At 72.5% G+C, this 11,721-nt stretch carries 7 protein-coding genes; 2 read left to right on the forward strand and 5 right to left on the reverse strand.

What is annotated here, in order from left to right:
- Positions 1-7: 7 nt before the first annotated feature.
- A complete protein-coding gene (locus V6S67_RS06695; protein WP_334209495.1) occupies positions 8-439 on the reverse strand; it encodes a hypothetical protein in 432 nt (143 codons plus the stop codon).
- A gap of 137 nt (positions 440-576) precedes the next feature.
- Between V6S67_RS06695 and V6S67_RS06700 the strand changes: the two genes are divergently transcribed.
- Positions 577-2,721, forward strand: coding sequence for a protein kinase domain-containing protein (locus V6S67_RS06700; protein ID WP_334209496.1), 2,145 nt, complete (start codon positions 577-579; stop codon positions 2,719-2,721).
- Positions 2,722-2,847: 126 nt separating this feature from the next.
- Here the strand turns inward: V6S67_RS06700 and V6S67_RS06705 are convergent, their stop codons facing one another.
- Entirely contained in the window at positions 2,848-3,756 is a 909-nt protein-coding gene (locus V6S67_RS06705; RefSeq protein ID WP_334209497.1) for a TIGR01777 family oxidoreductase, read from the reverse strand.
- Between the two features lie 189 nt (positions 3,757-3,945).
- On the opposite strand from V6S67_RS06705, the gene V6S67_RS06710 reads away from it, so the two are divergent.
- Positions 3,946-7,419 carry a S41 family peptidase gene (locus V6S67_RS06710; RefSeq protein WP_334209498.1) on the forward strand — a complete coding sequence of 1,158 codons (3,474 nt, stop codon included), beginning with the start codon at positions 3,946-3,948 and terminating at the stop codon, positions 7,417-7,419.
- Positions 7,420-7,586: 167 nt separating this feature from the next.
- On the opposite strand, the gene V6S67_RS06715 is transcribed toward V6S67_RS06710, so the two are convergent.
- The 3 genes from V6S67_RS06715 to lpdA form a co-directional block, all read right to left on the reverse strand.
- On the reverse strand, positions 7,587-8,018 hold the full coding sequence (locus V6S67_RS06715; protein ID WP_334209499.1) for an OsmC family protein: 432 nt from the start codon (positions 8,016-8,018) through the stop codon (positions 7,587-7,589).
- A gap of 209 nt (positions 8,019-8,227) precedes the next feature.
- A complete protein-coding gene (gene sucB, locus V6S67_RS06720) occupies positions 8,228-10,075 on the reverse strand; it encodes a 2-oxoglutarate dehydrogenase, E2 component, dihydrolipoamide succinyltransferase (RefSeq protein WP_334209500.1) in 1,848 nt (615 codons plus the stop codon).
- 153 nt (positions 10,076-10,228) lie between these two features.
- On the reverse strand, positions 10,229-11,611 hold the full coding sequence (gene lpdA / locus V6S67_RS06725; RefSeq protein WP_334209501.1) for a dihydrolipoyl dehydrogenase: 1,383 nt from the start codon (positions 11,609-11,611) through the stop codon (positions 10,229-10,231).
- Positions 11,612-11,721: the final 110 nt, after the last annotated feature.

Here is an 11,721-nt window from a genome sequence, read left to right on the forward strand (position 1 = left end):
GGCAAGCCTAGTCCTGTCCGCCGACACCTCCTGCCGGGACGGCGCCTGCACATCCTGCGACGACTCCCGGGGAGTTCCTGTCCGCGGCGTCGGGGGCCGGCAGATCGAAGGTCGCGCCGAGTCTCACCAGCCGCCAGCCGCTCCCGGCCCTGCGCACCTCGAAGTGCAGGATGGGCGAGACGGGGTTGGACTGGGCCTGGAATCTCCAGAAATCGGCTCTGAGCCCGCGGCTCGGCGGGTGGTCCTCGGGGTGGCGGGGTTCGACGGGAAGGGCGCGCCAGGTGGACCAGTGCAGGCTCTCCCCGACGACCCGCCAGAGCGATCCCCGCCAGCGCAGGGCGAGGGGCTGCGGCCCGCTCGTGGCGGCGCCGAACGTCACGGTGACCGGTTCGTCCAGCGGCCGCCAGCCGCCGGCCGTGCTCGATGGATCGATGGTCATGGCACACCTGTTCCGGGGGGATCTGGGATCTTAAAATTAGAACACCTGTTCGAGTAGCGCAAGCAGATCTCCGTCGACCACCGATCGGGGGTGTGGATAACGGCGGAGCCGCCATCCGCGTGACCTAGAACTGATGCATGAGTGAGGTTCCGCGATCAGGCCATGCCGGGGAGCGGGCCATGCCCGCGGTCGCAGGAGGGTCCGCGCCCGGGCCCGCGCCGCTGCCCGAGGATCCTGCGGAGGCCGCGGACCGGCCTTCCGTCGCGGGGCTGCGCGTCGGGAGGCTCCTGGGGCGCGGTGGCTCCTCCACCGTCTGGCTCGTGACCGACGACGCCGGTCGGCCTTTCGCGCTGAAGGTGGCGAGGGCACGGCGGCCCGCGGACGATGTGGGCCCCGGACCGGTGCCGGACGGGCGGCGGCACGGACGGCGGGCCGCCGCTCCCGGCGGCCCTGCATCGCCACCGGGCGGCCCTGCAGCGGTACCCGGGGTGCCGGAGTCCCGTCCCGTTCCCGCACGTCCCGGTGAGGGCCGGTCCGCGGCGGAGGCGCCGCAGCGAGCGGTGACGTCGAGTGGCGGTGCGGGAGGCGTGGAGCAGGAGCTCCGCCTCCTGCGGCGGTTCGCGCACGAGCACCTGCTCCGGGTGCACCGGATCGTCGACACGGACCGCGGGCCGGGGCTGCTGATGGATCTCGCCAAGGGAGGGTCCCTGCTGGGCCTCGTGACGAGCCGCGGTCCGCTGCCCATCCGGGAGATCGTGACGGCGCTCGTGCCCGTGGCCCAGGTGCTCGACTCCCTGCACGGCGCGGGTGCGCTGCACGGCGACGTGACGCCCGCCAACATCCTCTTCACCGAGGAGGGGAAGCCGCTGCTCGGCGACCTGGGGACCGGGAGGGTCCTCGGATCGGCGTCGGGTGCCGTCGCGGGTACACCGGGTTTCCTCGATCCGGTAGGGCGGCGCTCCTTCGACCCGGGAGCGGACGTGTTCGCCCTGGCCGCCGTGGCCTGGTTCGCGCTGACCGGGCGTGTCCCCGGTCCTACGGAGACGAGGCCGCCGCTCGCGGTCATCGTGCCGGAGGTGCCACCCCACCTCGTGCAGCTCATCGAGGACGGGCTCGACGCCGACCGGGACCGTCGGCCGACCGCCGACCAGTTCGCGCGCACGCTGCTGGCGAGCGCCGTGCCCGCGCCGGTGGATCTGGTGTCCGCGGTCCACGCCACTGTCCTGCCCGAGCTGCTCACGCGCCGTGCCGACCTCCCGGGTGCAAGCGCTTCGCGGTGGTACCGGGTGACCCGCCGGGTGGCCTTCCCGGAGACGCGACCCGCCGGTGTCCCGTCCCCTGTGCGGCCCGGCAGGTCCCCGGGCCGCGAGGTCCCGCCCGGTCCGCAGCCGGGTAAGCAGTCGGGTCCCCGCTCCGGCCGCCGCACTGCCCGTCGCGGTGGACGGGCGCGGAGGGCGGTTCTGGACGGACGGCGGACGCGCGGCGTGCTCGCGGTGATCGCCGGGCTGGTGGCCGTCGTGCTCCTCGTCGCGGGGATCGTGCTCACCCTCGACGCGACGGGTGCGTCGCGGGCGCTGTCCGGCAGTTCCGTGCCCGCGCGGCAGGGCGACGGCAGGGGAGCGGAGGAGCCGATGCCGGGCGGGGTGCCGGACCCGGTGCCGGACAGGGCACCCGGTGCGGGTGTCCCGCCGGTCGATGGCCCGCCCGTTGATGTCCCGCCGGTTGAGACGCCGCCCGTTATCGTCCCGCCCGTTGAAACGCCGTCGGTTGATGTCCCGCCGGTTGAAACGCCGCCGGTTGATGCCCTGCCGACCGAGGATTGGGTGGCCGACCCTGTGACTGCACTGGGCGGACTCGCCGCTCGCCGCGCGACGGCGTTCGCGACGGCCGATCCCGCGGTCCTCGCGGAAGTGGACGCCGAGGGGTCACCGGCGATGCGCGCGGATCTCGACGCCGTGGCAGCGCTCGCCGACACGGGCAGGGTGCTCCGGGACCTCTCGATCGGCATCCGGGATGCCGTGGCGCTGACCGGCGCCGATCTCGCGAGCCTCCCGGGGGTCGGATACCTCCCGGCAGTGGCTGCGCCACCCGGCGACGCCGAGGTGGCCGTCGTCCGGGCGGCGGCGGCCCTCTCCTCGTACAGGGAGACGGCGGTGGGATCACCGCCGTCGGACACCGGATCCCTCCCGCTCACGGCCGCCGGGCAGCAGGAACTCCTCTTCGTCCTCTGGCGGACGGAGCCCGGCTGGCGGATCCACTCCGTCCTGTCACCGACCGGGTGACCGCGCGGGCACGACGAAGGAGGTGCGCAGGAGGCTCCTGGCGGCAGCACCCCGTACCGACCGGTGGCGGTCCGGCGACGGCCCGGCGACGGGCCTACGGCGCAATGACGGGGGTGGCGCTGTCGGTCAGGCGCTGGCGTGCTGCGTGACCGTACGGTGCACCCAGTCGGCGAGCGCCTCGGGCGTCGGCTCGTCGAAGACGAAGCCGGCGCGCGTCAGGGCGCGCGGTTCCATGCGGGCACTCGTGAGGAGGAGCTCCTGGCCGAGCTGCCCGATCACGGCGGTGAGGACGGCACCGGGGACGCGGAACCAGACCGGTCGGTGGAAGACCCGGCCGAGCTGCAGCGTGATCGTGTCCAGGGTGGCCGGCGCCGGGGCGCTGACGTTGACCGGACCGGACAGGGGCGCGGTGAGGAGGAACTCGAGGGCGCGTACCTCGTCGTTCAGGCTGATCCACGGCCACCACTGGCGCCCGGAGCCGAGGGCCGTCCCGGCGAAGAGACGGATGGGGATCAGCAGGTTGGGCAGGGCCCCGCCCTCCTTCGCCATCACGATGCCGGTCCGCGTCAGCACCACCCGGACGCCCTCGGGCGCGCGCAGCGCTTCTGCTTCCCAGCGCCGGCAGATGTCCGCCATGAGGGTGTCACCGGAGGACGACCCCTCGGTCAGCAGCTCGTCCCCGCGGTCCCCGTAGTAGCCGGACGCCGACTGGCTGATGAAGACGGCCGGCGGGTCCGATGCCCGGCGCATCGCCTCGACGAGTGTCCTGGTCGGCATGATGCGGGACGCGTAGAGCGTCTCCTTGTAGCTCCTGGTCCAGAGACCGCCCGCGATGCCCGCCCCCGAGAGGTTGATGACGGCGTCCGCCCAGTCGACGGCGGCGACGTCGAGCTCGCCGGCCGAGGGATTCCAGCGGACCTGCTGGGGGCCTTTCGGTGCCCTGCGGACGAGCCGCCTGACCTCGTGGTCCTGCTCGAGGTGGCGGGTGAGGGCTGTACCGATGGTCCCGGACGCGCCGGCGAGGAGGATGCGCATGGAACCATCGAACCACTTGCGACCCGCGAAGGGTACCGGACGGTGCGTCGCAGGCAGGACGACGGACCCGCCTCGCGCGAGGAGATACGCCGTCCCCCGTCCCGGGCGACGACGGGCGACGGCGCAGCCCCGCCGGCACTGGTGCGGCGCGCACCGCGCCGGCAGTGGTGCCGTGGCTAAGATCGACGGATGCGCTCCGATTATCTCCGCTTCCCGCACCTCCACGGCGATCGCATCGCCTTCGTCGCCGAGAACGACGTCTGGGTGGCCCCGCTCGGCGGAGGACGCGCATGGCGCATCTCCGCGCTGCAGCTCGCCGCGAGGAGCCCCCGTTTCTCGCCCGACGGGTCGACCCTCGCATGGACCGTGATCCAGGGAGGGGCGCCCGAGGTGGTGGCGGCCGACGTCGAGGGCGGCAACTTCCGCAGGCTCACGTACTGGGGCCACCAGAGCACGCGCGTGAAGGGCTTCACCGCGGCCGGCGAGGTGCTGGCCACGAGCGCCTTCCGGCACGAGGACGCGAGACTGGCATGGGCCTACCGCGTACCGCTCGACGGATCGTCGCAGGCCGTTCTTCCCTACGGTCCCGTGGACACGATCGCCGAGGGCCCTGCCGTCGGTGGTACCAGGCCGCTGGTCATCGGCAGCGTCCTCACCCGGGAGCCGGCGTGGTGGAAGCGCTATCGCGGCGGGACCGCCGGCAAGTTCTGGCTGGACGCCGACGGGAGCGGGGACTTCCGGAGGTTCCTGCCCGAACTCGACGGCAACCTGAGCGATCCGATGTGGATCGCCGACCGGGTGGCCTTCCTCTCCGACCACGAGGGCCACGGCAACCTCTACTCCGTCGACCGCCGCGGCGGCGACCTGCGCAGGCACACGGACCACGACGACTACTACGTCCGCCATGCGAGCACCGACGGCACCGCGATCGTCTACGAGTCGGCGGGCAGCCTCTGGCACCTGCCGTCGCTCGACGAGGAGGCCGTGCGGCTGGACATCACACTCGGTTCCGCGTCGACCGCCCGCCGGCCGTTGCCCCTCCCGGTGGGCCGGCACCTCGCCGCCGCCGTGCCGACCGCCGACGGTTCCGCGTCCATCGTCGAGACGCACGGGACCCTCCACTGGCTGACCCACCGTGACGGACCGTCGCGCATCGTCGAGGCCGCGCCCGGCGTGCGGGCGCGGCTCGGCCGCCCCGTGGACGGCTCCCGCGCGGCGTACATCGCGGACCTGGACGGCGAGGAGGCCCTGTACGTCCGGGACGTCTTCGCCGACGTCCCCGGCGGAGGACGGGCGGACGCAGCGGAGCGGGACGGCGAACCCCGGCAGGGCAGCGGACACGGAGTACCGACCGGACTTGGAGTATCGACCGGACCCGAGGTGGCGGGCGGGCCCGCGGTGCCGCCCGGGTCGCAGGGCGGCCCGGAGGCGGACGGGGAGGCCGCGGTGCTCCAGGCCCAGGCATCCGGGACCGTCGCGGACCTGCAGCGCATCGGGTTCGAGGGCCGCTTCCGCGCCTCGGCGCTGGCCGTCAGCCCGGACGGGACGCGGGTCGCGGTGGCATCGGAGACAGGTGCCCTGGAGCTCGTGACCCTCGCCGGTGGCGAGCGCCGGCGGATCGCGTCCACGGACCACGGGCCGATCGACTCCGTCACCTTCTCGCACGACTCCGCCTGGCTGGCCTGGGCCGAGCCCGTGGCGCAGGAGGGGACGCGCAGCCGCATCCGCCTCGTCGACGTCACGGCGGGGGACTCCGCCGAGATCCACGCCGTGACCGACGGGCGGTTCCGCGACTGGTCGCCGGCGTTCACCCGTGACGGCAGGTACCTCGCGTTCCTCTCGGACCGCAGCTTCGACCCCGTCTACGACACCCACCGCTTCGACCTCAGTTTCCCGGCCTCGACCAAGCCCTACCTCGTGGCGCTCGCCGCCGCCACACCGTCACCCTTCGGGCCCAGCGCGGCAGGCACCCGAACCGGGGAAGCACCGCGGGACACGGCGGAGGGCGCCCCGGACGCAGGAGCACCCGCGGCCGTCGTCGTCGATCCTGCCCTCCTGATGGCCCGCACGATCGCGTTGCCGGTCGCCCAGGGCACCTACGACCACCTGCGCACGGTGGACGGCGGCCTGCTCTGGAGCGCCGGGGAGATCGGGGGCGTCACGGGGGACGGCCGCGCGTCGTCCTCCGCCGAGGCACCGCCCCGGCGCCTGGAGCGCTTCGATGTCGCCCGCAGGACCGTGGAGGTCCTCGCGACGGAACTCGACGCCTACGAGGTCAGTGGAGACGGCGCGACGGCGGTGGTGAGGGCCGGCGGGAAGGTCACGGCGATCCCCACCGACGGCAGGACCGACGCCGACTCCCCGAAGCGCACGGAGGTGGCTCTCGAGCGCATCCGGGTGACCCTCGACCCGGTCAGCGTGTGGCGGCAGGCGTTCGAGGAGGCCTGGCGGCTGCAGCGCGACTTCTTCTGGACCGAGGACATGGCGGGCGTGGACTGGGACGGCGTGAGGGAGCGGTACCTGCCGATCGTCGACCGGCTCGGCTCGCACGACGACCTCGCCGACCTGCTGTGGGAGCTGCACGGTGAACTCGGCACGTCCCACGCGTACGTGGCACCCGCGCTCACCACCGAGCCGGGCGGCCGCCAGGGCTTCCTCGGTGCCGACCTCGCGCCTGCGGACGACGGCTGGCGCGTCACCCGGGTCTTCGACACGGAGTCCTCCGACCCGCAGGCGGTCTCCCCCCTCAGCGCCCCGGGCGTCGGGGTGCGGGCCGGCGACGTCATCGAGGCGGTCGACGGGATCCCGGTGCCGGCCGCCTTCGGCCCGGCCGTCCTCCTGACGGGGGCGGCAGGCATCGCGGTCGAGCTCACGGTCCGCTCAGGGAGCGACACCGCCGACGGACCCGAGGGGTCCCGCCGCCGCGTCGCCGTGGTCCCGCTCCGCAGCGAGGAGCGCCTGCGCTACCAGAATTGGGTGGCGGCGAACAGGGCAGCCGTCCAGCAGGCCTCGGACGGCCGGTTCGGCTATCTCCACATCCCCGACATGGTCGCCCACGGCTGGGGGCAGCTGCACCGCGACCTCGACCGTGAGACCGCGCGGGACGCCCTCGTGGTCGACGTCCGCCGCAACCGGGGCGGTCACACCTCGCAGCTCGTGGCCGAGCTCATCGGCCGGCGTGTCACGGCGTGGTCCATGCCGCGCGGCGAGGCGCCCGGCACCTACCCGGCACACGCCCCCCGCGGACCGGTCGTCGTCCTCACCGACGAGTTCGCCGGGTCCGACGGCGACATCATCACGCAGGTCGCGAAGCTGCGGGGGATCGGGCCGGTCGTCGGCACCAGGACGTGGGGCGGGGTCGTGGGGATCGACGGGCGGTTCACGCTCGCGGACGGCACCGGCGTCAACCAGCCGAGGTATGGCTTTCACGTGACGGGCGGCGTCGGCTGGGGCATCGAGAACCACGGGGTGGACCCGGACATCGAGGTGCCGTTCCCGCCGCACGCCTACCGCGCCGGCGAGGACCCGCAGCTCGAGCGGGGAGTGGCGGTCCTGCGGGAGATGCTCGCCGACTTCCCCGCGGACGTGCCGCCCGCGAAGGAGGGCTACCCGTCCCGCCGGCCCGCGCCGCTGCCGCCCCGGCCGCAGGAGCTCCGGGACTGAGCCGGGTCGCACCCGGCCCATCGGCCCAGTGCCCCTCGGCACGGATCCGGCTCTGGGGGCCCGTCGGCCGGGCGACCCGGGCGAGCCTGACGAGCCTGATGCGACGGAAGGCCCCGGACGATGTCCGGGGCCTTCCGTCCTCGCCAGCCTGTCCCGGCCGGGTCGGCTCAGCTATTGAGCGTCGCCGTCAGTGAGATGTCCTTGACGGCCGCGAGGGCCTGCGAGACGGGGCAGCCCTCCTTGGCGGCCTGCGCGACGCGCTGGAAGTCCTCCTCGGACAGGTCCGGGACCGTCGCGTCGAGCGTGAGCCGGATGGCGGTGATGCCCGTGCCCGGCTGGAAGTCGACCTCGGCCTTAGTCTCCACGCGCTCGGGCGTCTTGCCCTCCTCGCCGAGGGCGTGGCTGAAGGCCATGGAGAAGCATGCCGAATGGGCGGCCGCGATCAGCTCCTCGGGGCTCGTCTTGCCGCCCGACTGCTCGGCGCGCGCCTTCCAGGTGACGTCGTAGGTGCCGAGACCGGACGAATCGAGCGACACCTGGCCCGAGCCGGAGGGAAGGTCCCCACTCCAGACGGTGTGGGCTGTACGAACGGTAGCCATGGTTCTCCTTGCTGTCTGACGGACGCGGCGATCGCACCCGCTGTCCCCATCCTAGGGAGGGCCACCGCCGAGTTCCATCGGGCCCCGAGGGGGTTGCGCACCGACGCCGGCGCGGGGCGGGATCCGATGTCCCGGACGCACAGGAGCCGCGCCCCGTCATGGGGCGCGGCTCCTGGTGATGCGGTGCGGTACGGGGTGCGGTACCGGTCCTACAGGCCGAGGTCCGCCTCGAACGCGCCGCCCTCAAGCCGCGCCTTGAGCGTCTGCAGGAAGCGGCCCGCGTCGGCGCCGTCCACGAGGCGGTGGTCGTAGGTCAGGCTGAGGTACATCATCGACCGGATGGCGATGGTGTCGTCGCCGTCGACGCCCGTGATCACCACGGGGCGCTTGACGATGATGCCCGTGCCGAGGATGCCGACCTGGGGCTGGTTGATGATCGGGGTGTCGAAGAGTGCTCCGGCGGATCCGATGTTCGTGATCGTGAACGTACCGCCCGAGAGCTCGTCAGGGCCGATCTGGCCGTTACGGGTGCGCGCACCCACGTCCGCGATCTTCTTCGCGAGGCCGCCGAGATTCAGCGTGCCGGCGTCCTTGATCACGGGGACCAGAAGCCCCTTCTCGGTGTCGACCGCGATGGCGAGGTGCTCGGCGTCGTGGTACGTGACCTCCTTCTTCTCCTCGTCGAAGGACGCGTTCAGCTTCGGGTGCTGCTTCAGCGCCTCGGTGACGGCCTTCGAGATGAAGGGGAGGAAGGTGAGCTTCGCGCCGTTCTGCGCCTGGAAGGAGTCCTTCGAGGCGGCCCGCAGCTTCGCGATGCGGGTCATGTCCACCTCGATGACCTGCGTGAGCTGCGCGGAGACCTCGAGCGACTCGCGCATGCGCTTCGCGATGGTCTGGCGGATACGCGGGGCCTTCTCGACCGTGCCGCGCAGCTTCGAGGGCTCGACCGCGGGAGCGGCGGGCCTCTGCGCAGCTGCCGGCGCTGCCGGTGCAGGGGCCGAGGGGGCCGCCTGCGGTGCGGCTGCCGGCGCTGCCTGCTCCGCCTTACGGGCCTCGGCGGCCTCGAGGACGTCCTGCTTCCGGATGCGTCCGCCGACCCCGGTGCCCTTGACGGTCGAGAGGTCGACGTCGTTCTGGTTCGCCAGGCGGCGCACGAGCGGCGTCACGTACGAGGTGTCCGAACCCGCGGATTCCTGCGGTGCCGACTCCTGGACTGCGGGCTTCTCCTGCGCCGCAGGCTTCTGCTCGGCGGTCTCGGCGGGCTCGGGGGCACCGCTGGCGTCGTCGTCGGTCTCGGACGTGCCCGAGGCGCGGCCGGCCTCCTTGTCGGCGCCGGGCTTCTCGGTCGGGGCGTCGTTGCGTTCCTCGGCGGGCGCGGCCACGAGGGGCTCGCCGGAGGCGGCTTCGACCTTCTTGGGGGCGGCCGCCCCGGATCCGATCACGGCGAGGACGGCGCCGACCTCGGCGGTCTCGTCCTCGTTCACCCGGATCTCCTGCAGCTTGCCCGCCACGGGGGAGGGGATCTCGGTGTCGACCTTGTCGGTGGAGACCTCGAGCAGGGGCTCGTCGACCTCGACGTCGTCGCCCACGGCCTTCAGCCAGCGCGTGACGGTACCCTCGGTCACGCTCTCGCCCAGGGCGGGGAGGGTGACCTCGGTGCCCTCGCCGGACTCGCCGGAATCGTCGGAGGTCTCGCTCGCTGCGGGGGCGGCGTCCGCCTGGGGCGCTTCCTCGGAGGCGGGCTGCTCGGGCTCGGGAGCTGTCTCCTCCGCGGCGGGAGCCGCGGTGCCGGAGTCGCTGTCGTCCGAGCCGCCGCCGGAACCGTCGCCGATCCGCACGAGTGGGGCGCCGACCTCGGCGGTCTCGTCCTCGGCCACCAGGATCTCCTCGATGACCCCGGCGATGGGCGAGGGGATCTCGGTGTCGACCTTGTCGGTGGAGACCTCGAGCAGGGGCTCGTCGACCTCGACGCGGTCACCGACGGCCTTCAGCCAGCGGGTGACAGTGCCTTCGGTGACGCTTTCACCGAGAGCGGGCAAGTTCACGGATTCAGACATAATGCGCCCGTTTCTCCTTCGTAGATCATTCCTTGGCAGCTGGTCGACGAGCCTGGCCCGCTCAGCTGGACGTGCTTTGATTTCCTGCTCCCGAGCTTAGTCCACGCCCTCATGGCATGGACCAGGCCCTTCGATGACACCCGGACCCCGGCCTCAGCCGTGCAGCGGCTTGCCGGCGAGGGCGAGGTGGGCCTCGCCGAGGGCCTCGTTCTGGGTCGGGTGTGCGTGGATGAGCGGGGCGACGTCCTCGGGGTACGCCTCCCAGTTGACGATGAGCTGCGCCTCGCCGATCTGCTCGCCCATCCGGCTGCCGAGCATGTGGACGCCGACGATGGGCCCGTCCTTCTCGCGGACGAGCTTGACGATGCCGCCCGTGCCGATGATGGAGCTCTTGCCGTTGCCGGCGAGGTTGTACTCGTGGGTCTCGACGCGGTCGTCGCCGAACTTCTCACGGGCGGCCTTCTCGGTGTACCCGACGGAGGCGATCTCGGGATCGCTGTAGGTGACCTTGGGGATGTTGATGTCGGCGACGACGACGGGCTTGAGCCCGGCGATCTCCTCCGCCACGAAGATGCCCTGCTGGAAGCCGCGGTGGGCGAGCTGCAGGCCGGGGACGATGTCGCCGATCGCGTAGATGGTGCCGACACCGGTGTGGAGGCGCTCGTTCGTGATGACGAAGCCGCGGTCCATGGTGAGGCCCGCCTCCTCGTAGCCGAGGTTCTGCGTCACGGGCCCGCGGCCGACGGCGACGAGCATGAGGTCCGCCTCGAAGGTCTTCCCGTCCTCGAGCGTGACCACGACGCCGTCGTCGTTCTGCTGGACGGCCTTGAAGCGCGTGCCGGTGTTGAACTTGATGCCGCGCTTCTTGAACGCCCGCTCGAAGTTCTTCACGATCGAGGCGTCCTCGTTGGGGACGAGCGAGGGGAGGGCCTCGATGATGGTGACGTCCACGCCGAAGGACTTCCACACGGAGGCGAACTCGCAGCCGATGACGCCGCCGCCGAGGATGACCGCCGTCTTGGGGACGAAGTCCATCGTCAGGGCCTGGTCGGAGGTGATGACCTTGCCGCCAATCTCCAGGCCGGGGAGGCTGCGGGAGAAGGACCCGGTGGCGAGGACGATGTGCTTGCCCGTGTAGACGGTGCCGTCGACGTCGATGGTGTTCTGCGAGGCGAGCCGGCCGGCGCCCTCGATGACGGTGATGCCCTTGGACTTGATGAGGCCCTGCAGTCCGCGGTACTTGCCGGCGATGATGCCGTCCTTGTAGGCGTTGACGGCGGCCATGTCGATGGACTCGAAGCTGGCCTTCACGCCGTACTTCTCGGAGTCCCGGGCGCCGTCGGCGATCTCCGCCGAGTGCAGGAGGGCCTTGGTGGGGATGCAGCCGTTGTGGAGGCAGGTGCCGCCCAGCTTGCCCTTCTCGATGAGTCCCACCGTGAAGCCCAGCTGTACCGCGCGGAGGGCCGCAGCGTACCCGCCGCTGCCTCCACCGAGTACCAGGATGTCGAATTCTTGCGCAGTTGCCGCTTCGGCCACTTGAACGCTCCCTCGCGTGGTCTGTCGACGCGCAGGGCGCGTCGATGGATGGATCGGTTGCTGATGCGGTCGCGGTGCGGCCCTCAGATGCTTGTGCTCTCGTTTTTCAC

Source organism: Arthrobacter sp. Soc17.1.1.1 (genome assembly GCF_036867195.1).
Classification (GTDB): domain Bacteria; phylum Actinomycetota; class Actinomycetes; order Actinomycetales; family Micrococcaceae; genus Arthrobacter_D.